Genomic DNA, 24,053 nt, shown 5'->3' with positions numbered 1-24,053 from the left:
TCTCAGTTCAATGGATGCTGGCGCAGGAAATCGGCGGCCACGGCTGAAGGACTCTGGTGATCGACATCCACCCGCGCGTTGAGCTCGCGCATGGTGTTGTCGTCGAACAGTTCCGCCAGTGGCTTGAGCTGTGCGGCCAGTTGCGGATGCGCGTCGAGGCAGGCCTGACGCACCACCGGTGCGGCGGTGTAGTCGGGGAAGTAATGCTTGTCGTCTTCCAGCAGTTTCAGCTTGAAGGCATTCAGGCGGCCGTCAGTGGTGTAGACCAGGCCGGCAAACACCTGGCCATTGCGCAGCGCGGTGTAGACGAGACCGGCGTCCATCTGCCGGATGTTTTTGCGGGTCAGGTTCATGTCGTACAGCTGGACCATGCCTGCGAGTCCGTCCGAGCGGTTGGCAAACTCGGTGTCCAGTGCCACCAGATTGTTGGTCTTGGCCTCCTTGCGCAGCACGCTGTTCAGCTCACTGATGGTGTTGATCTGCGGGTATTGGTCAGCGACGTTTTTCGGCAGGGCAAGGGCGTAGGTGTTGCTGAACTTCGACGGAGTGAGCCAGACCAGGCCTTTTTGTGCGTCGAGTTCTCTCACTCGCGCGTAGGACTGTTCGCTGTCGAGTTTTTCGGTGACATGGTTGTAGGCCACCAGCGACACACCGGTGTATTCCCAGAGCATGTCCAGTTGACCGCTTTCATGGGCGCTGCGGGCGAGGTTGCTGCCGAGACCTCCGGTCACTTGCACGTCGTAACCCTTGGTGCGCAGGTATTGCGCGGTGATTTCCGCCAGCAGGGTCTGTTCGGTGAACACCCGGGCGCCGATGCGGATCAAGGGTTTTTCCGCGGCTTGGGCAAATCCTGCGCACAGCAGAACGCAGCCTAGTAAAAAGCTTGTTGTTTTCATGAGAGTTCCTTTACCGAGGCTTAAGACGGGCGCAGGCCGCGTTCGAGCCAGAGGCGACTGCCCAGTGTGACCATGCCGTCCAGCAACAGGGCCAGCAATGCGGTGCATGCGGCACCGAGCAGCAACTGCGGCTGATTGTTCAGGGCAATGCCGGGGAATATCAGGCTGCCAAGACTGTTGGCGCCGATCAGGAACGCCAGCGGCGCCGTCCCGACATTAATCGCCAACGCCACGCGCACGCCGCCGATGATGATCGGCACGGCGTTCGGCAGCTCGACTTTCCACAATACCTGACGCGGGGTCATGCCGATGCCGACGGCGGCTTCCTTGAGCGAGCCCTGAACGTTTTTCAGGCCCTCATAAGTGTTGCGCACGATAGGCAGCAAGGAGGCGAGGAACAGGGCGAAGATGGCCGGGCCACTGCCGATGCCGAGGATGCCCAGGGCAATGGCCAGGACGGCCAGGGGCGGAACGGTGTTGCCAATGTTGAAGAACTGCATGAAGCGTTCAGCACGACCGACCATGGACGGGCGGCTGAGCAAGATACCGGCGGGGAGGCCCACGATAAGGGCGGCCAGCATGGAAGCGAGGACGAGAATCAGATGAGCTTGCAGGTAAAACAGCAAATCGTCGCGGTAGTGTTCGATCGTGTTGATGCCGATCCATTGGATCAGCAGGGCCAGAAGGGCGATTACCAACGCGCCTCCCATCAGCCCTTTGCCATAGCGGATAGCCACAGGCGGACTCCTTTTTTCAGTCGGCGAACACATTTTCGTGTGGCAATGCCTTGCTTGGCTGCCGAAAAAATGATCGCGAGAAGCAGCTCATGCCGAGCGCGTTCCACCGTAGGAGCGAGCTTGCTCGCGAAAAACGTCCAGACAACGCGTACATTCAGGTACCCAGCGTTATCGTTGAAGTCCATCGCGAGCGGGCTCGCTCCTACAGGGGGTTGGCGCAGGGCAATCGAGCCATGAGCACAGCCTCGTCAGGCCGAATCGCAGGTGTTTCAGGCCCCCGACGAGTGGTGGTTACGGGGGAGTGGACGTCTCCGTGCTTTAAAAGGTTCCCACATTAAATGCCATGTGGCCACCTGTAGGAGCTGCCGAAGGCTGCGATCTTTTGACTTTGCTTCTAAAAAACAGGATCAAAAGATCGCAGCCTTCGGCAGCTCCTACAGGGGGATCGGGGTGTATGGACGGTGGTCCGTCGATCACTTTTTAAGCTATACTCGCCGCCCTTTTTTGAATCACCTGCCAGGCGATTTCCCATGACCAAACAGGCCGCCGAAGTCGCGAAACGCCGCACTTTCGCCATTATTTCCCACCCCGATGCCGGTAAGACCACCATCACCGAGAAACTCTTGCTGATGGGCAAGGCGATCGCGGTAGCCGGTACGGTGAAATCTCGTAAATCCGACCGCCATGCCACCTCCGACTGGATGGAAATGGAAAAGCAGCGTGGTATTTCCATTACCACGTCGGTCATGCAGTTCCCGTATCGCGAGCACATGATCAACCTGCTCGACACTCCGGGCCACGAAGACTTCTCCGAAGATACCTACCGCACCCTGACCGCGGTGGACTCGGCCTTGATGGTTCTCGACGGCGGTAAAGGTGTGGAGCCACGGACCATCGCCCTGATGGACGTCTGCCGTCTGCGTGACACGCCGATCGTCAGCTTCATCAACAAACTCGACCGTGATATCCGCGACCCGATCGAACTGCTCGACGAAATCGAAGCCGTCCTCAAGATCAAGGCCGCGCCGATCACCTGGCCGATCGGTTGCTACCGTGACTTCAAAGGCGTGTATCACCTCGCCGACGACTACATCATCGTGTACACCGCCGGTCACGGCCATGAGCGCACCGAAACCAAGATCATCGAGAAGCTCGACTCCGATGAAGCCCGTGCGCACCTGGGTGACGAGTACGAGCGTTTCCTCGAACAGCTTGAGCTGGTGCAGGGCGCCTGCCACGAGTTCAACCAGCAGGAATTCCTCGACGGTCAGTTGACCCCGGTGTTCTTCGGTACGGCGCTGGGCAACTTCGGTGTCGACCATGTCCTCGACGCCGTCGTTGATTGGGCTCCACGCCCGCTGGCCCGGGTGGCCAACGAGCGCACCGTGGAGCCGGTGGAAGAGAAGTTCTCGGGCTTCATCTTCAAGATCCAGGCGAACATGGACCCTAAACACCGCGACCGCATCGCCTTCATGCGTATTTGCTCCGGCAAGTACGAAAAAGGCATGAAGATGCGCCATGTGCGCACCGGCAAGGACGTGCGGATCGGCGATGCGCTGACCTTCTTCTCCTCCGAGCGTGAGCAACTGGAAGAGGCGTTTGCCGGCGACATCATCGGCCTGCACAACCACGGCACCATCCAGATCGGCGACACCTTCAGCGAAGGCGAAGTCCTGGGCTTCACCGGCATCCCGCACTTCGCCCCGGAACTGTTCCGCCGCGTGCGCCTGAAGGATCCGCTGAAATCCAAGCAACTGCGCCAGGGCTTGCAGCAGTTGGCCGAAGAAGGCGCGACCCAGGTGTTCTTCCCGGAACGCAGTAACGACATCATCCTAGGCGCCGTCGGTGTGCTGCAGTTCGATGTGGTCGCCAGCCGTTTGAAAGAGGAATACAAGGTCGAGTGCTCCTACGAGCCGATCACTGTTTATTCCGCGCGCTGGATCGAATGCAGCGACAAGAAGAAGCTTGAGGAATTCTCCAACAAGGCTGTGGAAAACCTGGCACTGGACGGCGGCGGTCACCTGACCTACCTCGCGCCTACGCGGGTCAACCTGGCACTGATGGAAGAGCGTTGGCCGGACGTGAAATTCCGTGCGACCCGCGAGCATCACTAAGCGCTCAATGGCGACACCCGAAAGCCCACTGTGAAAGCAGTGGGTTTTTTTTGGATTGATTTTTGCGCTGGAGGCGATTGTGTAGGTCTTTTCCTTCCCGTTTGTAGCCCGCCTCTGCTTTTCTCCTATGGGGAGATTTGCCCGCGACAAGTCAGTTGTTGGCGTTTAGTGTTCAAGACACATTTCGCAATCAGCGGCCATCTTGATGATCAAGGGAATGACGCATCGGCTGACTCATCGGCTGAGGCTGGACGGCTATTTCGGCGTGATGGCCTGGGTGCTCGCGGCGCTGTTGTTCATCAATCGACTGAGCAGCATGGTCAAGTTGTTCATGGCGCTGTACCTGCGTCAGGAACTGGGGCTGGCAATTGAAACCGTTGGCTGGCTGTTGTCAGCCTATGGCGCTGGATTGCTGATCGGCTCGATGCTCGGTGGTTTGCTCAGTGACCATGTGCGCACGGCACGGCTCACCGCGGCGTTGTTCTTTGTGTCGATGTGGGTGCTGATCCTGCTCGGGCTGGTCACGCAGGTGCCGTTGCTGGGCGGGCTGCTGTTGCTCAGCGGGGCCGTCGACGGGGCGATCCGTACGCTGCATCAGCGGCTGATCATGGAGTATTGCGAGGTTGCGCAGCGTTCCCGGGCACAGGCCTTGAGCCGGGTAGCCCGGAACCTCGGAATGGCCGCTGCCGGGGTGGCCGGCGGCGTTTTGGCGCAGACCGATTTTCGCTGGGTGTTCTTCGCCAGCGCGGCCATGACCCTGCTGGCCTTGCTCTGGTTTGTCCGCACGACATGGCGCCGACCGGTACTGGTGCCTGATGAGAGACCTGATACCGACTCAGGCTCATGCGTGCCGTATCGCGACAAACCCTTTCTCTGGTTATTGGCGACGACGGTCTTGCTCGGGATGGCATTCGACACGGTCTACAGCACGCTGGGTAACTATCTGCGTGATTACTATCGCCTGAGCACCGAAGCGATCGGCTGGCAGTTCGCATTGAATGCCGTATTGGTGGTGTCGTTACAGATTCCGTTGGCCCATTGGGGTGAACGTTGGGGCACGCGTCGCCAACTGGTGGCGGGCAGTCTGTTGCTGGCCTGTGGGCTCGGTATGTTGCCGTTGGGTTCCGGGCTGCTCTATGCCTGTCTGTCGACGGTGGTCTGGACATTGGGCGAGGCGCTGTTCATGCCGCCACTGAATGCACGGGTCATGCAGCATGCGCAACGTGGAAAAAGCGGGCAGTACTTTGGCGTGTTTTTCATGAGCTGGAGTGCGAGTGCACTGTTGTCGCCCATGCTTGGCGGTCAGTTGTACGGTCACTTTGGCGGGCACAGTGTGTGGCTGGCCAGTGCGGCACTGGCGCTGCTGTCCATACCCATGATTTATCAGGCCACCCGTCCTCGCGCTCCAGACAAGCTTGAGGGGCAACCTGGCCGAACGGTTTCGCTTAGTTGATCCGGCTATTGGGTATATTTGAAACCGGTCTTTCTGCCGAGTGCATTTCTGCTCGCTCGTCAGCGTCCAATCTGGAGAACCCGGCTGATCGGAACTAGATTTCACTCAGCGCCAGACAGGCACTCCACGAAAGGAAGGAATCGGCTATGAACAGGTTGTTTCGCGTTTTACTGCTGTTGAAGGTGTTGGTGATGCTATCGCTCGGAACGTCGACGGCGTGGGCCGAGTGCATCGATCACGGGGAGCAGGCTTCGAGCGGGCAAGCGGGATACGCGGGGTTGATGCTCGCCAAATCCGAATCGGAACCGGGAGATCAGGGGCAGGGTGGTGCTGACAACGACGATGACTCGACCACCGACGAGCCGGACTCCGATGAAGAAGAGGGCGATAGCCAGACGTAATCGCTCGATGGCGAGCGGTAGAAGGGGTTGGGTTACAACTCCAACCCTGTGGGAGCGGGCTTGCTCGCGAAAGCGGTGTGTCAGTCAGCATTAATTTTGAATGGCAGATCGCATTCGCGAGCAAGCCCGCTCCCACTGTTTTTATGCCGCGCCGTCGAGAACGGGATCAGGCCTGGAGCCCGTAGACGACCGGGCCGCGATTCCCTGCTTCAATGAAAGCCTCGCCGCCAACGATAATGCGAGCACCGCTCTGGACCTTCATATCCCACGGCAATCCTCCTGAAGGACCAAAAGAAACCCACCCGGACCCCGTCCCGCCGAAGTGGGTGTCATAGTCGCCATTGGGCAACAACCTGCCAGCGATGATATGGAGTGCCCGGTTGTAACCGACCACGACAATCTTGTCATCCGGCTGCTGGGCCAGGGATCGCCAGAATGTTTCAGGACCGGTGTTGGTGAATACAGGAAGCCCGCCATTCCACTCCTTATCGGGGTGACCGTCTGCGGTAAACCTCATCGCCATGCCCATGCTCTCCTTGAGACCGCCGGCGCATACCAGCTTCCCATCAGCCTGCTGAATGAGTTGACTCATTTTGAGTGAGCCATCCGTTGATGCCAGGAAGGCAAAACCATCGACACCAAATTGGCTATCGACCTTCCCCTCCAGATCAAATCGTGCAAGAACAAGCTGACCGGATGTGGTGGTTCCGCCAACAACGATTTTTCCGTCTTGAATCACAACGCTGCAAAGCCGGATGAAGTCGCCCCCGGTTTCGATCTCGACAAAACCGCTTTTGCCGAAACCGGTATCGAGTTCGCCATTATTGTGCAGGCGAGCCAGCAGTGACCCTTCGGACTCACTGATGAAATAGCTGAACGCCACAAGTATTTTTCCATCACCCTGCAGGCAACCGTCGATCAATGCCACTTGGGAATAATCATGCTGTGCTACAGGAACGACGACACTGCCGAAGTCCAGGTCAGGGCTGCCGTTGGCATGAAAGCGTCTCAGTGCTGCCCGGCCAATACCGTCGGGTTCCCGGGTATCACCGATCACCAGGATCTTGCGATCCTCTTGCAGTAGCAAACGCGACGGACTTGCCTTTTTACCGCTGACGAATTGCCACTCACCTGTGTTCCCGTCATTGCCAAACGCCTTGTCCTTGATACCGTCAGAATCGGTGCGGTACAGAGTGAAACCCTCTCCCTGCCGAGTGGCGTAGGTCAGGGAACCTTCAGCCGATAACACAACGGCCCTGGCCGAGCCGGCCAGAAAATTGGGCCGGATCTGACCAACAACACCAAATGCCGGGTCGAGTTGACCGGCGTACAGCAGGTTTACGTCTTTTGCTTGAGTGCCCATGAGCTTCACCTGTCCTTATAGTTTTCGAACGCTTGCGGGTTTATGCCGCGAGTCGCGTGACAAGCCCGTCATCACGACTCATGACTCACCGACAGGATTCAAACAAAACGGCTGAGCGTTCGAAGCTCTCAGGAATGACAGGTGCGTTTCTGCAAAACAGCGACGCTCAATCACCACTCGACAGGCAAAAGAAAACCCCTCCTGTATCGATTGATGCGCAATCGAATGAGAAGGGGTTTGGTTGACGCTTCAAGAATTTGAGCAACTCAATCCCTATGGGAGTCAGCCTGCTCCCACAGTTTTATGCCGCGCCGTCGAGGAATTGCTCGGCGTAGTGGCAGGCCACCTGGCGATTGTCGAGCAGGCGCAGGGCCGGCTCTTCAGTGCTGCAACGCGCAGTGGCATACGGGCAGCGCTTGTGGAAGGCGCAGCCCGGTGGCGGGTTCAGCGGGTTAGGCAACTCGCCGACGATCTTGATTTTCGGCTTGTCCGGATCCGGGTGGATGGCGGGCGTCGCCGACAACAGTGCCTGGGTGTAGGGGTGCAGGGGGCGGGAGTAGATGTCCTCTTTCGTGCCCATTTCCACCGGGCGACCCAGGTACATCACCATCACATGGTCGGCCACGTGGCGAACCACCGCCAGGTTGTGGGAGATGAACACGTAGGCGGTGTTGAACTCTTGCTGCAGATCCATGAACAGGTTGAGCACCTGTGCCTGAATCGACACGTCCAGCGCCGAGGTCGGTTCGTCTGCCACCAGCACTTTGGGTTGCAGCATCATCGCGCGAGCCAGGGCGATCCGCTGGCGCTGACCACCGGAAAACATGTGCGGATAACGCTGGTAGTGCTCGGGACGCAAGCCCACCTGTTTCATCATCGCCTGGACTTTCTCACGGCGCTCCGCAGCGCTCAGGTTGGTGTTGATCAACAGCGGCTCGGCCAACTGATCACCGACTTTCTGCCGTGGGTTCAACGAGGCGTACGGGCTCTGGAACACCATCTGCACGTCTTTGCGCAGTTGCTTGCGCTGGGCCTTGTCGGCGCCTGCCACTTCCTGGCCGGCGATTTTCAGGGAACCCGAGGACGGCTCTTCGATCAGGGTCAGGGCACGGGCCAGGGTGGATTTGCCGCAACCGGATTCACCGACGACAGCGAGGGTCTTGCCGGCTTCCAGTTCGAACGACACGCCGTTGAGGGCGCGCACGGTGGCGTGGCCCTTGAACAGGCCTCGGGACACCTCGTAGTGACGGGTCAGGTCGCGGGCGGTAAGAACGACGGCCATTACGCCACCTCCTGGTTCAGCGGGTAGAAGCAGCGAGCGAGGCTGTTGCTTTTCTGGTCAAGGGCCGGACGTTGTTGACGGCAGTTGTCTTTCACGTACGGGCAGCGTGGCGACAGCAGGCAACCCTGCGGACGGTCGTAGCGACCGGGAACGATGCCCGGCAGGGTCGACAGGCGCGAGGCCCCCAGGCTGTGTTCCGGAATCGCCTTGAGCAGCGCTTCGCTGTACGGGTGGGCCGGAATGTCGAACAGTTGCGGCACCTGACCGACTTCGACCGCCTGGCCGGCGTACATCACGCACACGCGCTGGGCGGTTTCGGCCACGACCGCGAGGTCGTGGGTGATCAGCACCAGGCCCATGTTCTGCTCTTTCTGCAGCGCCAGCAGCAGGTCCATGATCTGCGCCTGAATCGTCACGTCGAGTGCCGTGGTCGGTTCGTCGGCGATCAGCAGTTTCGGTTCGCCGGCAATCGCCATGGCAATCGCGACACGCTGGCTCATACCGCCGGACAATTGATGCGGGTAGGCGTCCATACGACTGGCTGCGCCCGGGATTTCAACTTTTTCCAGCAGTTCGATCGCACGCTTGCGGGCCGCCTTGCCGGACATTTTCAGGTGCAGGCGCAGCACTTCCTCGATCTGGAAGCCGACGGTGTAGCTCGGGTTCAGCGCGGTCATCGGATCCTGGAAGACCATGGACAGGTCTTTGCCGACGATCTGCCGACGTTGGCGATTGTTCAGCTTGAGCATGTCCTTGCCGTCAAAGCTGAGCGAGTCGGCGGTAACAATGCCGGGGTGCTCGATCAGGCCCATCAGCGCCATCATGGTCACGGACTTGCCGGAACCGGACTCGCCAACGATGGCCAGCACTTCGCCCTTGTCCACTTTCAGGTCGAGGCCGTCGACCACTGGCGTGGCGTTCTTGTCGCCGAAGCGAACGTTGAGATTCTTGATTTCTAACAGTGACATGGGAATCTCCTCAGGCGGCGTTCTTGAGTTTCGGGTCCAGCGCGTCGCGCAGGCCGTCACCCATCAAGTTGATTGCCAGCACGCTGAGCAAAATGGTCAAACCAGGCAGGCTCACCACCCACCAGGCGCGTTCGATGTAGTCGCGGGCCGAAGCCAGCATGGTGCCCCACTCAGGCGTTGGCGGTTGTACGCCAAGGCCGAGGAAGCCCAGTGCGGCGGCATCGAGGATCGCCGAAGAGAAGCTCAGGGTGGCCTGAACGATCAGCGGCGCCATGCAGTTGGGCAGCACGGTGACGAACATCAGGCGTGGCAGGCCGGCACCGGCCAGGCGCGCGGCGGTCACGTAGTCGCGGTTCAGTTCGCCCATCACCGCGGCGCGGGTCAGACGAACGTAGGACGGCAGGGACACTACGGCGATGGCGATCACGGTGTTGATCAGGCCAGGGCCGAGGATGGCGACGATCGCCACGGCCAGCAGCAGGGACGGCAGGGCCAGCATGATGTCCATCAGGCGCATGATGGTCGGGCCGAGCACGCGCGGGAAGAACCCGGCGAACAGACCCAGCAGGATCCCCGGGATCAGCGACATCACCACCGACGACAAGCCGATCAGCAGCGACAGGCGCGAGCCGGTAATCAGGCGCGACAGCAGGTCGCGACCCAGTTCATCGGTACCGAGCAGGAACTGCAGTTGCCCACCTTCCAGCCAGGCCGGCGGGGTCAGCAGGAAATCGCGGTACTGCTCGCTCGGGTTGTGGGGGGCGACCCACGGGGCGAAGATGGCGCAGAAAATCACCAGCAGCATGAACATCAGGCCGGCGACGGCGCCTTTGTTCTTGGAGAACGCTTGCCAGAATTCTTTGTACGGAGACGGGTACAGCAGGCTTTGATCGACTGCTACCGATGGAATTGGAGTGGTCATGGTCATGATCTCAGCGCTGATGACGGATGCGTGGGTTGGCAAAGCCGTAGAGGATGTCCACTACGAAGTTGACCAGAATCACCAGGCAGGCGATTAACAGGATGCCGTTTTGCACGACGGGATAGTCTCGGGCGCCAATGGCTTCGATCAGCCATTTGCCGATGCCGGGCCACGAGAAGATGGTTTCGGTCAGGACCGCACCGGCCAGCAGGGTGCCGACTTGCAGGCCGACCACGGTCAGTACCGGAATCAGCGCGTTACGCAGGCCGTGCACGAACACCACGCGCGACGGCGACAGGCCCTTGGCCTTGGCGGTGCGGATGTAGTCTTCACGCAGTACTTCGAGCATCGAGGAGCGGGTCATCCGTGCGATCACCGCCAGCGGGATGGTCCCTAGCACGATGGCCGGCAGGATCAGGTGGTGCAGGGCGTCGAAGAAGGCGTCCGGCTCGTTGGCCAGCAGCGTATCGATCAGCATGAAGCCGGTGCGTGGCTCGATGTCGTAGAGCAGGTCGATCCGTCCGGATACCGGGGTCCAGCCCAGGCTCACCGAGAAGAACATGATCAGGATCAGGCCCCACCAGAAGATCGGCATCGAGTATCCCGCCAGGGAGACACCCATCACCCCATGGTCGAACAGGGACCCTCGCTTGAGTGCCGCGATCACCCCGGCCAGAAGGCCCAGGATGCCGGCGAACAGCAGGGCGGCCATGGACAGCTCCAGGGTCGCAGGGAACAGGGAAGTGAATTCGTTCCAGACGCTTTCACGGGTACGCAGGGATTCCCCGAGGTCGCCGTGGGCCAGTTTGCCGATGTAATCCAGGTACTGGGCATACAGGGGTTTGTTCAGACCTAGGCGTTCCATTGCCTGAGCGTGCATTTCCGGGTCGACTCTGCGTTCGCCCATCATGACTTCCACGGGGTCGCCAGGGATCATGCGAATCAACGCGAATGTCAGCAAGGTGATGCCGAAAAACGTGGGGATCAGTAACCCCAGTCGGCGGGCAATAAAACTAAACATCGTAAGGTGTACCTCATCAGCCGGTTAGGCGTGCCCGGCATCCCTGCGTCAGGAATGCCGGGAGTTTTCTTATCTACTTCACCTGGGTGGTGGCGAAGTTGTTCGTGGTGAGGGGGCTAATGTGATAGCCCTCTACGTTGTTGCGCATTGCGGTAAACATTCTAGTGTGCGCCATGCTGATCCATGGCTGGTCCTGGTTAAAAATAACCTGGGCCTGCTCGTAGAGCGCTGCACGTTCGGCCGGGTCGGTTTTTTCCCGGGCCTGATCGATCAGCGCCTGGAACTTGTCATTGCACCAGCGTGCGTAGTTTTCTCCGTTCTTGGCCGCTTCACAACTGAGCATAGGCGTAAGGAAGTTATCCGGGTCGCCGTTATCGCCCGCCCATCCGGCGGAAACCATGTCGTGCTCGCCGTTTTTGGCGCGTTTGAGCATTTCGCCCCATTCCATCACGCGGATGTCGATCTTGATCCCGACCTTGGCCAGGTCGGCTTGCATCATCTGCGCGCCAAGCATCGGGTTCGGGTTGGTGGCACCACCGCCGTTACGGGTGAACAGGGTGAATACCGTGCCTTCCGGTACGCCGGCTTCCTTGAGCAGGGCGCGGGCCTTGTCCAGGTCACGGGGCGGGTTCTTCAGGTCGTGGTTGTAGCCCAGCAGAGTGTCCGGGAACGGGTTGACCGCCGCGGTCGCATTGCCTTTGCCGAACAGCGCGTTGACGGCTGCTTCCTTGTCGAAGGCGATGTCGATGGCTTTACGCACACGCACGTCGCTCAGGTATTTGTGAGTGGTGTTGATGGCGATGTACGCAACGGTCATCGCGTTCAGTTCGTCGACTTTGAGCTTGGTGTCTTTCCTGATGCTCTGGATGTCGTCCGGTTTCGGGTACAGCGCGACCTGGCATTCGTTGGCCTTGAGCTTCTGCAGGCGCACGTTGTTGTCGGTGGCGATGGCGAAGATCAATGAGTCAGCCGGTGCCTTGCCACGGAAGTAATCCGGGTTGGCCTTGAAACGAACCTGGGCATCCTTGTTGTAGCGCTGGAAGACGAACGGGCCGGTGCCGACGGGCTTGTTGTTCAGATCGCCGGTTTTGCCGGCCTTGAGCAACTGGTCGGCGTATTCGGCGGAGTAGATCGAAGAAAACGCCATGGCGATATCGGCCAGGAACGGCGCTTCGCGGCGAGTCAGGGTGAACTTGACCGTGTTGTCGTCGACTTTCTCGACGCTTTTCAGCAGTTCCTTGAAGCCCATGCTTTCAAAGTACGGGAAGCCTACGCTCGACAGCTTGTGCCATGGGTGGTTCGGGTCCAGCTGACGCTGGAAGCTCCAGACCACGTCGTCGGCATTCATGTCGCGGGTCGGCTTGAAGTATTCGGTGGTGTGGAACTTGACGCCTTTACGCAGGTGGAACGTGTACGTCAGACCGTCCTCGCTGATGTCCCAGGATTCGGCCAGTGCCGGAATCACATCAGTGGTGCCGGGCTTGAAGTCCGCCAGGCGATTGAAGATGGTTTCGGCCACGGCGTCGGCTGTGACTGCAGTCGTGTACTGGACCATGTCGAAGCCTTCGGGGCTGTTTTCGGTGCAAACCACCAAGGGTTTGGCCGAGACGCCGACAGCGACACTGAGCAACGCGGCCGCGATGGCCGCACGTAGGGGAAGCATTTTCATCAAGAACCCTCTGCAATCAGTTAAAGGACAAAAGCCGAACGGCCGATTCGTCATTGAATCAGCCGTCAGGCGCGAGCATTACAGGATGTTGAACGGAACCGTGGTCACGAGACGGAACTCGTTGATGCTGCCGTCAGCCTGGTTTTCGCTGGCACGGTGAGCGGTGTAGGTACCGCGGATCGTGGTGGCCTTGAGCGGGCCACTCTGCACGGCGTAGGTTGCGCCGATGCCGTATTCATAGTGGTGTTCGCCATCCTGGGACTGGATGCCGTCGTAACCCTTGCCGGGCACGCCGCCGTTGCCGGTGTAGTGAGTGCCGTCGATACCCCAGCCGCGCGCCTGGTAGATGTTGAACTTCAGGCCTGGCACGCCGTATTCGGCCATGTTCAGACCGTAGGCAACCTGGAACGATTTTTCGTTCGGGCCGTTGAAGTCCGACAGCAGGGAGTTGGCCAGGTAGATGCCGTTGGTTTCGTGCAGGTAGTCGAAGTACTCGTTGCCGTTCACTTCCTGGTACGAGAGGGTCAGGGTGTGGGCCTGGTGGGTCAGGCCGAACGACAGGGAGTAGGTGTCGTTGTCGATAGTGCCGATCAGGGCCTTACCGGTGTCCTGGGTTTTGTAGTAGTTCAGGCCGGTGGTCAGGCTCAGTACCTGGCTGTCGCCCAGAACGTGGGAAGCGCCGAAGTAGTACTGGTTCCAGATATCTTCCGCCTGGGTCGCCCAGAGGCTGGTGGTCAGGCTGGCAAATGGGGTGTAGGTCAGGCCGCCGGTGTAGACGTGATCGGTCTCGACGATGCCGTTGGCGTATTCGGTGCGGAATTTACGCTGGCTTTCTTCGGTACGCGGTGAGTTGCGGTCGAAGGTGGCCAGGTCGAAGGCCAGGTTGTTCAGCTCTTCGCTGTGGATGGCCACACCTTCGAAACTCGAAGGCAGTGCGCGGTTACCGATCACGTCGACCATCGGGCTGCTGAAGTTCATGCGGCCGGCGGTCAGGGTGGTGTTGGAGACACGGGCCTTGACGTTGGCCAGGCCCACTTTGCTCCACTGGCCTTGAGCGTCGCCGCCTTCTTTGGTCAGGGTACGGTTGTTGCCTGCGCTTGGACGAGTGCCCGGTGCGCCACCGTTGCCGGAGGCCAGGTCTTTACGATCCCGGTCCAGTGCGATGGCGTTGTAGGCCGCCACTTCGGTGCTGAAACCGACAGTCCCTTCGGTGAAGCCCGAGTTGTATTTGACGATAGTGCCCTGGACCCAGTTGATACGACGATCGGTATTGGTCAGCGTGCCGTGATCGTTGTATTTGAATTTTGCACCACGTTTCAGTTGCTCGTTGGCGTACCAGTTACGCGTGGTGCCGGTGATCGACTGGCCTTCGACAAAACCGGTGGCTTCGCTCTGGGCGTTCTTCTCGTTCACGGTAACCGGGGTGAAAGCCTGGCTTTGGGTTTCTGCGTAAGCCGTGGCGGTTACGCTGCTTATGGCCAAGGCCAATAACGCGGTGCTGCTCAGTTTCATGGGTAAAGCTCCTTACTTTCTTTTTTTATACCGGTCTTTTTTTGTGATCCGGCTATTGGTTTAGAACTCATTCATGGCATCGCAAACGTTTGCTGTCGGCCAAATTGGCAAAAGACGGCAAAGCGTCTGCGTGAGGGCGGAAAATCCGCCCCCCGGCATTTCTGGCTAATCGGTTATTTTTCTATGCTGACACCCGAGAACACGTTGCGACCGAACGGGCTCACCTTGAACCCTTCGATTTTGGCGCTCAGCGGCTGGTTGACCGTTGAGTGGGCGACTGGCGTGATCGGCACCTGCTGCTTGAGGTACTGCTGCGCCTGTTTGTAGAGCAGGGTGCGCTGGTCACGGTCGGTGACGACCTTGGCCTGCTTGATCAGCTTGTCGTAAGCCGGATCACACCACATCGAGTAGTTGTTACCGCCAATGGCATCGCAGCTGTATAGCGTGCCCAGCCAGTTGTCCGGATCACCATTGTCACCGGTCCAGCCGATCAGGCTGATGTCGTGCTCGCCATTTTTGGTGCGCTTGATGTACTCGCCCCACTCATAGCTGACGATCTTGACCTTGAGACCGATCTTCGCCCAGTCAGCCTGGAGCATTTCGGCCATCAACTTGGCGTTGGGGTTGTACGGACGCTGGACCGGCATGGCCCAGAGGGTGATTTCAGTGCCTTCCTTGACGCCGGCGGCCTTGAGCAATTCCCTGGCTTTTTCCGGGTTGTAGGCGGCGTCCTTGATCGTGTCGTCGTAGGACCATTGGGTCGGCGGCATGGCGTTGACCGCCAGTTGCCCCGCACCTTGGTAAACGGCGTTGAGAATGCCCTGTTTGTTCACCGCCATGTCCAGCGCCTGGCGCACTTCGAGCTGGTCGAACGGCTTGTGGCGCACGTTGTAGGCGATGTAGCCGAGGTTGAAACCAGGCTTCTCGATCAGTTGCAGGGCCGTGTCGTTCTTCAGTGCGGGCACATCGGCAGGGCGCGGATGCAGGGTGATCTGGCACTCGCCGGCCTTGAGTTTCTGCACGCGAACCGAGGCGTCGGTGTTGATGGCGAAAATCAGGTTGTCGAGCTTGACCCGGTCAGGAGCCCAGTAATGCTTGTTGCCGGTGTAGCGGATGTTCGAGTCTTTCTGGTAGCTCTTGAACACGAACGGCCCGGTGCCGACCGGCTTCTGGTTGATGTCGCTCGGCTTGCCTTCGGCCAATAGCTTGTCGGCGTATTCAGCCGACAGGATGGAGGCGAAGCTCATGGCGATGTTCTGGATGAACGCGGCGTCCACGCTGTTGAGCGTAAAGACCACGGTCAGTGGCCCGGTCTTTTCGACCTTGGCGATGTTTTTGTTCAGGCTCATGCCGTTGAAGTACGGAAACTCTGTCGGATAAGCCTTACGAAAAGGTTGTTGCGGATCGAGCATGCGATTGAAGGTGAACAGCACGTCGTCGGCGTTGAAGTCGCGGGTTGGCGTGAAGTATTTGGTGGTATGAAACTTCACCCCTTCGCGCAGGTGAAACGTATATTTGAGGCCGTCCTCGGAGATGTCCCAGCTCGTGGCCAGGCCCGGTACGACGTTGGTCGCGCCTTTTTCAAACTCTGCCAGCCGGTTGTACAGTGGTTCGGCGGCGTCGTTGTCGGTCGCGGTGGTGTACTGCGCCGTGTCGAAACCGGCGGGGCTGCCTTCGGAGCAGAATACCAGGCTGTTGTTGGCGGCCTGGCTGATGGAGGTGGCGGCCAACAGGCCGGTGCCCAGCAATGCGGATAAAACCAAGGTATGGCGCATAACGCTCCCTTTTCTCTCAAAGTGTTGTCAATGAGCGGTCGCTCCGTCCGTAGACGTGGAGGCATCACTGATTTCAAGCCATGCACGCAGCAGTAACCGATGACCCACGCGTGTACTGGTCGGATCCCGACGGTATGAGCCACGGGTCCGGCAGTAAATGCGTAGAGTCCTAAAGACTCGTAGGAAATGGCGACGCGTCCTCACCCGATGCTGTAGTCAGCTGCGGATTTGGATGTAGGCAAATTCCTGCTTGCTCGGTAGATAAAGCAACGGCGACGTCAGAAACGTCGCCGTTGCAAAACCTTATTTGCTGACGCTGACGCCGTAGAAGGAGTTCAAGCCAAATGGGCTGATCTTGAAGTCCTGCACGTTGGCGCGCATAGGTTGGAACACCGTCGAGTGAGCGATAGGTGTCATTGGGACTGCATCTTTGAGGACGTGTTGCGCCTGCTTGTACAGTTCGGTGCGCTTGGCCTGGTCGGAAGTGCGCTTGGCCTGCTTGACGATGTCGTCGAACTTCTTGTCGCACCACTTGGAGAAGTTGTTGCCTTCCAGCGAGTCACAGCCGAACAGCACGTTCAGCCAGTTGTCCGGATCACCATTGTCACCGCTCCAGCCAATCAGCATCGCCTGGTTCTCGCCACCTTTGGAACGCTTGATGTACTCGCCCCACTCGTAGCTCTGGATCTTGACCTTGAGGCCGATCTTGGACCAGTCGGACTGCAGCATTTCTGCCATCAGTTTGGCGTTCGGGTTGTATGGACGCTGTACCGGCATCGCCCAGAGCACGATTTCGGTGCCATCTTTCACGCCGGCTTCCTTGAGCAGCTCTTTGGCTTTCTCAGGGTTGTACGGCGCATCCTTGATGGTGGTGTCGTAGGACCACTGGGTCGGCGGCATGGCGTTGACGGCCAGTTGGCCGGCGCCCTGGTACACGGAGTCGATGATCTGTTGCTTGTTGACCGCCATGTCCAATGCCTGGCGAACCTTCAGCTCGGCCAGCGGGTTGGCATCGGTTTGACCCTTGACCTTGGGCATCACGTTGTAGGCGATGTAACCCAGGTTGAAACCGGCCTGGTCAGGCAGTTTCAGGTCCTTGTCTTCTTTCAGCGCCTTCAGGTCGGCCGGACGAGGGAACAGGGTGACCTGGCACTCGTTCTTCTTCAGCTTCTGGATGCGTACCGACGGGTCGGTGGTGATGGCGAAGATCAGGTTGTCGATCTTCACGTCGTCAGGCTTCCAGTAGTCCTTGTTCCCGGTGTAGCGGATGTTGGAGTCTTTCTGGTAGCTCTTGAACACGAACGGGCCGGTGCCGACCGGTTTCTGGTTGATGTCGGCGGCCTTGCCTTCCTTGAGCAGCTGGGCAGCGTACTCGGCGGACTGGATCGAGGCGAAGCTCATGGCCATGTTCTGGATGAACGCGGCATCAACGTCCTTGAGGGTGAACTTGACAGTTTTGTCGTCGACTTTATCGATCTTGGTGATGTTGGTGTCCATCCCCATGTCGGTGAAGTACGGGAATTCGGTCGGGTACGCTTTGCGGAACGGATCATCCTTGTTAATCATGCGATTAAAGGTGAACAGCACGTCGTCGGCGTTGAACTCACGAGTCGGCTTGAAGTATGGGGTCGTGTGGAACTTCACACCTTCACGCAGATGGAAGGTGTAGGTCAGGCCGTCATCGGAGACGTCCCAGCTGGTCGCCAGACCTGGAATGACAGCTGTGCCGCCGCGCTCGAACTGGGTGAGGCGGTTGAACATGGTTTCTGCAGAGGCGTCGAAGTCGGTTCCGGTGGTGTATTGACCTGGATCGAAACCGGCCGGGCTCCCTTCGGAGCAGAACACCAGGTTAGTCGCAGCTTGAGCGAACGGTGCACTAGCCAACAGGCTGGCGCCGACTAAAAACGGAATGACCGCTTGTTTAAGCATGGTGGCCTCATGATTTGTTGTCATTTTTGGAATTAGAGGACGACCTCGTGAGTCGTGCCTGCGGATACTTATGCAGGGGCCATACCCAATGCAAGATCCAGAGTGACTACAAGCCTTAAACGGTGGCACGAACGTACCTTAATGTCGCATTTGTATAATTCCTGACGCATTTGACCGTTTGCGCGGCGTTTTTACGGTGCAAGTGACGCACTTTTACAGTGCGCGCCTGACTCGGGTTGCTCCCGCGTGGGGCGGGGGTGTTACTTATTCATACCCCGGATTGTGGGGTGGGCATGGCGTGAATAAGAGTGGTTATTGTTGCACCGATAGTGGCCAATCGACGGCATTTCTCGGGAGGACCTATCCAGTTATAGCTCATGCCGGAAAACTGCCAAAAAAAACGGCGATCATTTAGTGATCGCCGTTCTTGTCTGCGGGCTATCGATTCAAGGCATCAGCACTTCAATCGAGCCATCGGCGGTCATGCTGACCTGGCTGGTGCCGGCCTCGACATCCGGCGTCACCGGTGCGCTGTCCATGGCGGCGGCTTTCATCATCATTGGTGCGCGCAGGTACGGTTGTGGATAACCGTTGCTGTTGAGGTTCAGGTTGACGATTTTGTAGCTCTTGCCGCCGAGGGCATCGGTGGCCAGTTGGGCGCGGGCCTTGAAGGCGCTCACGGCGTCCTTGAGCAGGGCGTCTTCACTGGCCTGGCGGGTCGGAGTGGCGATGGCGAAGTCCATGCCGCCCATTTTCAGGTCAGTGAGCAGCTCGCCAGTCAGCTTCGACAGTGCGGCGAAGTCCGAACTTTCCAGGCGCAATTCGGCGCGCTCACGCCAGCCGGTGATTTTCTGGCCCTTGGTGTCGTAGATCGGGTAGCTGTTGCGACTGCCCTGACGCAGGGTGATGTCCTTGACCTGCTTGGCCTGGGCCAGTGCCTTGTTCATGGTGGTGCTGATGTCGGCGGCGAGTTTGGCCGGGTCGCTGTTCTGTTCTTCGGTGTAGAGCGTCACGATCATCAGATCGCGGGCCACTTCCTGACTGACTTCGGCGCGCAGGGAAATCTGGTTGTAATGCAGTTCGTCGGCGGCCAGGGCCGGGAGGCTGGCGACGGTGCCGAGACTCAGGGCGAGGAGGGCGGCGCTGCGGCGGAATGTGTGCATGAAGGCTCCTTGAAAGGTGCGCAGGGGTGTGGTCCGGACCTGCGTGAAACCATCAGACTCTAGCTTTTATGCTCTGGTTCGCACAGTTACAACTTCTATACAGATGCACACGGCCCTTTGTAGGAGCGAGCTTGCTCGCGAAGGTCGTCAACGAATACGCGGCAAGTCTGGCACCCCGTGGCGCGCTCTGGTTTTTCGCGAGCAAGCTCGCTCCCACACTGTGGCCGTTTGCCGCACTTTTGCCTGTCAGCCCCCGCGCTTGGTTATACTCCCTGCGATCCGCCTGGAGCGCTCATCAGGAGAGCTCATGCTCGCCCCCGTTCAAATCACTTCCGCCACTCGCCAGAACCTCTGGCGGCTGACATTCATCCGCACACTGGTGCTGGCCGCCCAAGCCGGTTCCGTGGGCCTGGCTTACTGGCTCGAACTGTTGCCTCTGCCCTGGTTTCAACTGGCTGCGACCCTCGCCTGTTCGATGCTGCTGTGCGTGTTCACAGCGATTCGCCTGCGTACCTCGTGGCCGGTGACCGAGCTCGAATACGCCGTGCAACTGGCTTGCGACCTGTTTATCCACAGCGCATTGCTGTATTTCTCCGGTGGTTCGACCAACCCCTTCGTCTCCTATTACCTGGTGCCATTGACCATTGCCGCCGTGACGTTGCCATGGCGTTATTCCGTGATCCTCTCGGGGATCGCGCTGACGATGTACACACTGTTGCTGGCGCAGTTCTATCCGCTGCAAACCTTCCCCATCGCCCGGGAAAACCTGCAGGTGTACGGGATGTGGTTGAGCTTTGCCCTCGCGGCTGCGGTCATCACGTTCTTCGCCGCGCGCATGGCCGAAGAGCTGCGTCGTCAGGAAGAACTGCGCGCCATTCGTCGCGAAGAAGGCTTGCGCGATCAGCAACTGTTGGCCGTCGCCACCCAGGCCGCCGGTGCCGCCCATGAACTGGGCACGCCGCTTGCGACCATGAGCGTGTTACTCAAGGAAATGCGTCAGGACCACTCTGACCCGATGTTGCAGGATGACCTGAGCGTGCTGCAGGATCAGGTCAAGCTATGTAAGGAGACCTTGCAACATCTGGTGCGCGCCGCAGAGGCCAATCGTCGGTTGGCGGTGGAGATGCAGGACGTCACCGACTGGCTTGATGAAGCCCTCAATCGCTGGCACCTGATGCGCCCGGAAGCCAGCTATCGCTTCCAGCGCCTCGGCCAGGGCCCGGTACCCCGCATGGCGCCGCCGCCGGACTTGACCCAGGCGTTGCTCAATCTGCTGAACAACGCTGCCGATGCCTGCCCCGAAGGGCTACAGGTGACGCTGGACTGGGATTGGGAAAACCTCACCATCAGCATCCGTGACCATGGCGCCGGTGTGCCGCTGGCCATCGCCGAGCAAATCGGCAAGCCGTTTTTTACCACCAAGGGCAAAGGTTTCGGCCTGGGCCTGTTTTTGAGCAAGGCCAGCGTGACACGCGCCGGCGGCTCAGTGAAACTCTACAGTCATGAGGAAGGCGGCACGCTCACCGAGCTGCGCCTTCCCCGTGTCGCCCGAGGAGACGAACATGAGTGAAGAGATCCAAGTCGAAGGCGAAGAACTGCCGCATTTGTTGCTGGTCGATGACGACGCCACATTCACCCGCGTCATGGCCCGCGCCATGGCCCGCCGCGGTTTTCGCGTCAGCACCGCCGGTTCCGCCGAAGAAGGCCTGGAACTGGCCAAGGCCGATCTGCCGGACTACGCCGCCCTGGACCTGAAAATGGACGGCGATTCGGGCCTGGTGCTGTTGCCCAAGTTGCTGGAAATGGACCCGGAAATGCGCGTGGTGATTCTCACCGGTTATTCGAGCATTGCCACCGCTGTCGAGGCGATCAAGCGCGGTGCCTGCAACTACCTGTGCAAACCGGCTGACGCCGACGACGTGCTGGCGGCGCTGCTGTCCGAACACGCCGACCTCGACAGCCTGGTGCCGGAAAACCCGATGTCCGTGGACCGCCTGCAGTGGGAGCACATCCAGCGCGTGCTGACCGAGCACGAAGGCAACATCTCCGCCACTGCCCGCGCCTTGGGCATGCACCGCCGCACCCTGCAGCGCAAACTGCAGAAGCGCCCCGTTCGCCGCTGAACCTGCGCTGAACGAATGCGGGCCGTTTCTCGCGACAAACCGGACCGATCATCTATGATCGGTTCGTGCGTGTTCTTTTCTTTATCGAGCCTTATCCATGAATCAGAACGCTGAGTATTCCGCGGTCAACGACGCCGTGCGCGGGCATTTTTTTCGCAAAGTGTGGGCAATGATCACGCCTTACTGGCGCAGTGAAGAGAAGGTCAAGGCCTGGACGCTGCTGATCGCGGTGATTGCGCTGTCGCTGATCAGCGTCGGGATCTCGGTGTGGTTCAACACCTGGTACAAGGACTTCTACAACGCGCTGCAAAAGAAGGACGAGGCAGCATTCTGGCAACTGATCCTGTATTTCTGTGCGATTGCGGCGGTGGCGATCGTCGGCGCGGTGTATCGGCTCTACCTGACGCAGATGCTGACGATCCGCTGGCGGGCGTGGCTCACCGAAAAGCATTTCAGCCGTTGGCTGGCGGACAAAAACTACTACCAGCTGGAGCAGGGCGGTTACACCGATAACCCGGACCAGCGGATTTCCGAAGACCTCAACAACTTCACCTCCAACACCCTTGAACTGGGTATCGGGCTGCTGCGCAATATCGTCAGCCTGGTGTCGTTCTCGATCATTCTGTGGGGCGTATCGGGCAGTATCGAAGTGTTCGGCATCACCATTCCCGGCTACATGTTCTGGTGCGTGCTGGTTTACGCCGTGGTGGGCAGTTGGCTGACGCATTTGATCGGTCGACGCCTGATCGGTCTGAACAACCAACAACAACGCTTCGAAGCCGACCTGCGTTTCTCCATGGTGCGGATTCGCGAGAATGCCGAAAGCATCGCGTTGTATAACGGCGAACCGAACGAAAATCGGCGGTTGAGCAGTCGCTTCGGGATGGTCTGGCATAACTTCTGGGACATCATGAAGGTGTCCAAGCGCCTGACGTTTTTCACCGCCGGTTACAGCCAGGCAGCCATCATCTTCCCGTTCATCGTGGCCTCGCCGCGTTACCTCTCAGGCAAGATCGAACTGGGCGAACTGATGCAGATCAGCTCGGCGTTCGGCAATGTGCAGGAAAGCTTCAGCTGGTTCATCAGCGCCTACCAGAGCCTCGCTTCCTGGCGCGCCACCTGTGATCGTCTGCTGAGCTTCCACCAGGCCATGCGTGACAATGAAGAGCGTGCCCCCGCCATCGACGTGCAGAATTCGGGCTCCGTCCTGAAGGTGCACAACCTCGGCCTCGACCTGGCGGAAGGTCGTCACCTGCTGACCAACGCCGAGATGACCGTGGAGGAGGGCGAGCGCGTGATGCTCAGCGGTCGCTCCGGCAGCGGCAAGTCGACCCTGCTGCGGGCGATGGGACACCTGTGGCCGACCGGCCACGGCAGTATTCGCCTGCCATCGGCGCGTTACCTGTTCCTGCCGCAAAAGCCGTATTTGCCGATTGGCACCCTGCGTGATGTCCTCAGTTATCCACAGCCCGGCGATACCTATCCGAACGAGCGCTACGTGCAGGTGCTGGAAACCTGTCGTTTGCCGCACCTGATTGCCCGCCTGGACGAAGCCAACCACTGGCAGCGCATGTTGTCTCCGGGTGAGCAGCAGCGCCTGGCCTTTGCCCGTGCGCTGCTTTATGCACCGCAATGGCTGTACATGGACGAAGCGACCTCGGCGATGGACGAGGAAGACGAGGCCACGCTGTATCAGGCGCTGATCGATGAATTGCCGGGGCTGAGCATTGTCAGCGTCGGCCATCGCAGCAGCCTCAAGCGCTTCCATCCGCGGCATGTTCGTATCGAGAATGGTCATCTGGTGGACCAGGCCGTGACCGCATAAACACCTCGCTCCTACATGGGGCGGTGGTGATCGTACAACCGCGTTGCGCTATGATGCGCTTTCAGCCGCCGAAACTTTCGAGACCGATGTACACCATGGAAAACCCGATCGACACACCACGCCTCCCACGCAAGCGTCGCAGCCTCGCTCAGGAACTGGTGACGGTGCTGTCCGAGCAGATCCGCGACGGCCATCTCAAGCGTGGCGACAAGTTGCCCACCGAGTCGGCCATCATGGATGCCCATGGTGTCAGCCGCACGGTGGTGCGCGAAGCGATATCCCGTCTGCAGGCGGCCGGCCAGGTGGAAACCCGCCATGGCATCGGCACCTTCGTGCTCGACACGCCGAGCCCGAGTGGCTTTCGTATCGACCCGGCGACCGTGGTGACCTTGCGCGATGTGCTGGCGATCCTGGAGTTGCGTATCAGTCTCGAAGTGGAGTCTGCCGGGCTGGCGGCGCAACGCCGCAGTCCGGAACAACTGGCCAACATGCGCGCCGCCCTCGATGCGTTGAATGAAAGCGCCGCCCACGCCAGTGATGCCGTGGCTTCGGACTTCGCCTTCCACCTCGAAATCGCGCTGTCCACCGGCAACCGTTATTTCACCGACATCATGACCCACCTGGGCACCAGCATTATCCCGCGCACACGGTTGAATTCCGCACGCCTGGCCCATGACGACCAGCAGCACTACATGGGGCGCCTGAGCCGTGAGCACGAGGAAATCTACGATGCCATTGCCCGTCAGGATTCCGATGCGGCGCGGGCCGCCATGCGTTTGCACCTGACCAACAGTCGTGAACGGTTGCGCCATGCCCATGAAGAGGCTGAGGCGCAGCGGGGTTAGTCTTACTGCTTCGGGCGACTCATCGTCCGGTAAGCCGTCATCGCGAGCAGGCTCG

19 protein-coding genes are annotated in these 24,053 nt (G+C 59.5%); 7 read left to right on the top strand and 12 right to left on the bottom strand.

The window, feature by feature from the left end:
* Positions 1-2 precede the first annotated feature (2 nt).
* Both PMI26_RS19725 and PMI26_RS19730 read right to left on the bottom strand, forming a co-directional pair.
* The gene (locus tag PMI26_RS19725; RefSeq protein ID WP_007973061.1) at positions 3-896 is read right to left on the bottom strand and encodes a glycine betaine ABC transporter substrate-binding protein; all 894 of its coding nucleotides are present in this window, start codon (positions 894-896) and stop codon (positions 3-5) included.
* A 20-nt stretch (positions 897-916) separates the two neighbouring features.
* Positions 917-1,666 carry an ABC transporter permease gene (locus tag PMI26_RS19730; protein WP_443200838.1) on the bottom strand — a complete coding sequence of 250 codons (750 nt, stop codon included), beginning with the start codon at positions 1,664-1,666 and terminating at the stop codon, positions 917-919.
* A 497-nt stretch (positions 1,667-2,163) separates the two neighbouring features.
* Here PMI26_RS19730 and PMI26_RS19735 point away from each other — a divergent pair, with 497 nt between their 5' ends.
* The 3 genes from PMI26_RS19735 to PMI26_RS19745 all read left to right on the top strand — a co-directional run bounded on the left by PMI26_RS19735 (position 2,164) and on the right by PMI26_RS19745 (position 5,601).
* Positions 2,164-3,747 (top strand): peptide chain release factor 3, encoded by a 1,584-nt coding sequence (locus PMI26_RS19735; RefSeq protein ID WP_007973058.1) that lies wholly within the window; start codon positions 2,164-2,166, stop codon positions 3,745-3,747.
* 217 nt (positions 3,748-3,964) lie between these two features.
* Positions 3,965-5,200, top strand: coding sequence for an MFS transporter (locus tag PMI26_RS19740; RefSeq protein ID WP_033047681.1), 1,236 nt, complete (start codon positions 3,965-3,967; stop codon positions 5,198-5,200).
* A gap of 146 nt (positions 5,201-5,346) precedes the next feature.
* Complete coding sequence (locus PMI26_RS19745; RefSeq protein ID WP_007973054.1) at positions 5,347-5,601, top strand: hypothetical protein; 255 nt, start codon at positions 5,347-5,349, stop codon at positions 5,599-5,601.
* Positions 5,602-5,767: 166 nt separating this feature from the next.
* On the opposite strand, the gene PMI26_RS19750 is transcribed toward PMI26_RS19745, so the two are convergent.
* The 10 genes from PMI26_RS19750 to PMI26_RS19795 all read right to left on the bottom strand — a co-directional run bounded on the left by PMI26_RS19750 (position 5,768) and on the right by PMI26_RS19795 (position 19,205).
* Complete coding sequence (locus PMI26_RS19750; protein ID WP_007973053.1) at positions 5,768-6,964, bottom strand: delta-60 repeat domain-containing protein; 1,197 nt, start codon at positions 6,962-6,964, stop codon at positions 5,768-5,770.
* A 301-nt stretch (positions 6,965-7,265) separates the two neighbouring features.
* On the bottom strand, positions 7,266-8,246 hold the full coding sequence (locus PMI26_RS19755; RefSeq protein ID WP_007973052.1) for a peptide ABC transporter ATP-binding protein: 981 nt from the start codon (positions 8,244-8,246) through the stop codon (positions 7,266-7,268).
* A complete protein-coding gene (locus PMI26_RS19760; protein ID WP_007973051.1) occupies positions 8,246-9,214 on the bottom strand; it encodes an ABC transporter ATP-binding protein in 969 nt (322 codons plus the stop codon). Before PMI26_RS19760 ends, PMI26_RS19755 begins: the two co-directional genes overlap by 1 nt.
* A gap of 10 nt (positions 9,215-9,224) precedes the next feature.
* Positions 9,225-10,136 (bottom strand): ABC transporter permease subunit, encoded by a 912-nt coding sequence (locus tag PMI26_RS19765; RefSeq protein WP_007973050.1) that lies wholly within the window; start codon positions 10,134-10,136, stop codon positions 9,225-9,227.
* Positions 10,137-10,146: 10 nt separating this feature from the next.
* Positions 10,147-11,157, bottom strand: coding sequence for an ABC transporter permease subunit (locus PMI26_RS19770; protein ID WP_007973049.1), 1,011 nt, complete (start codon positions 11,155-11,157; stop codon positions 10,147-10,149).
* Between the two features lie 73 nt (positions 11,158-11,230).
* Positions 11,231-12,826, bottom strand: a complete 1,596-nt coding sequence (locus tag PMI26_RS19775) for an ABC transporter substrate-binding protein (RefSeq protein WP_007973048.1) — start codon at positions 12,824-12,826, stop codon at positions 11,231-11,233.
* 78 nt (positions 12,827-12,904) lie between these two features.
* Positions 12,905-14,338 carry an OprD family porin gene (locus PMI26_RS19780; protein WP_007973047.1) on the bottom strand — a complete coding sequence of 478 codons (1,434 nt, stop codon included), beginning with the start codon at positions 14,336-14,338 and terminating at the stop codon, positions 12,905-12,907.
* Positions 14,339-14,511: 173 nt separating this feature from the next.
* Entirely contained in the window at positions 14,512-16,113 is a 1,602-nt protein-coding gene (locus tag PMI26_RS19785; RefSeq protein ID WP_007973046.1) for an ABC transporter substrate-binding protein, read from the bottom strand.
* A gap of 303 nt (positions 16,114-16,416) precedes the next feature.
* Entirely contained in the window at positions 16,417-18,042 is a 1,626-nt protein-coding gene (locus PMI26_RS19790) for an ABC transporter substrate-binding protein (protein ID WP_007973045.1), read from the bottom strand.
* Between the two features lie 446 nt (positions 18,043-18,488).
* Positions 18,489-19,205: an SIMPL domain-containing protein gene (locus tag PMI26_RS19795; RefSeq protein WP_007973044.1), complete on the bottom strand. Its 717-nt coding sequence runs from the start codon at positions 19,203-19,205 to the stop codon at positions 18,489-18,491.
* A gap of 307 nt (positions 19,206-19,512) precedes the next feature.
* Here PMI26_RS19795 and PMI26_RS19800 point away from each other — a divergent pair, with 307 nt between their 5' ends.
* The 4 genes from PMI26_RS19800 (at position 19,513) to PMI26_RS19815 (ending at position 23,998) form a co-directional block, all read left to right on the top strand.
* Positions 19,513-20,775, top strand: a complete 1,263-nt coding sequence (locus PMI26_RS19800; protein WP_007973043.1) for an ATP-binding protein — start codon at positions 19,513-19,515, stop codon at positions 20,773-20,775.
* Entirely contained in the window at positions 20,768-21,328 is a 561-nt protein-coding gene (locus PMI26_RS19805) for a response regulator transcription factor (protein ID WP_007973041.1), read from the top strand. Before PMI26_RS19800 ends, PMI26_RS19805 begins: the two co-directional genes overlap by 8 nt.
* 97 nt (positions 21,329-21,425) lie before the next feature.
* The gene (locus PMI26_RS19810; RefSeq protein ID WP_007973040.1) at positions 21,426-23,153 is read left to right on the top strand and encodes an ABC transporter ATP-binding protein/permease; all 1,728 of its coding nucleotides are present in this window, start codon (positions 21,426-21,428) and stop codon (positions 23,151-23,153) included.
* Positions 23,154-23,248: 95 nt separating this feature from the next.
* Entirely contained in the window at positions 23,249-23,998 is a 750-nt protein-coding gene (locus PMI26_RS19815; RefSeq protein ID WP_015093478.1) for a FadR/GntR family transcriptional regulator, read from the top strand.
* Positions 23,999-24,053 lie beyond the last annotated feature (55 nt).

It is taken from the genome of Pseudomonas sp. GM33, from assembly GCF_000282295.1.
GTDB lineage: Bacteria > Pseudomonadota > Gammaproteobacteria > Pseudomonadales > Pseudomonadaceae > Aquipseudomonas > Aquipseudomonas laurylsulfatiphila.
The sequence above is the reverse complement of the archived record's forward strand: the minus strand, read 5'-3'. Positions and strand labels throughout refer to the sequence as shown.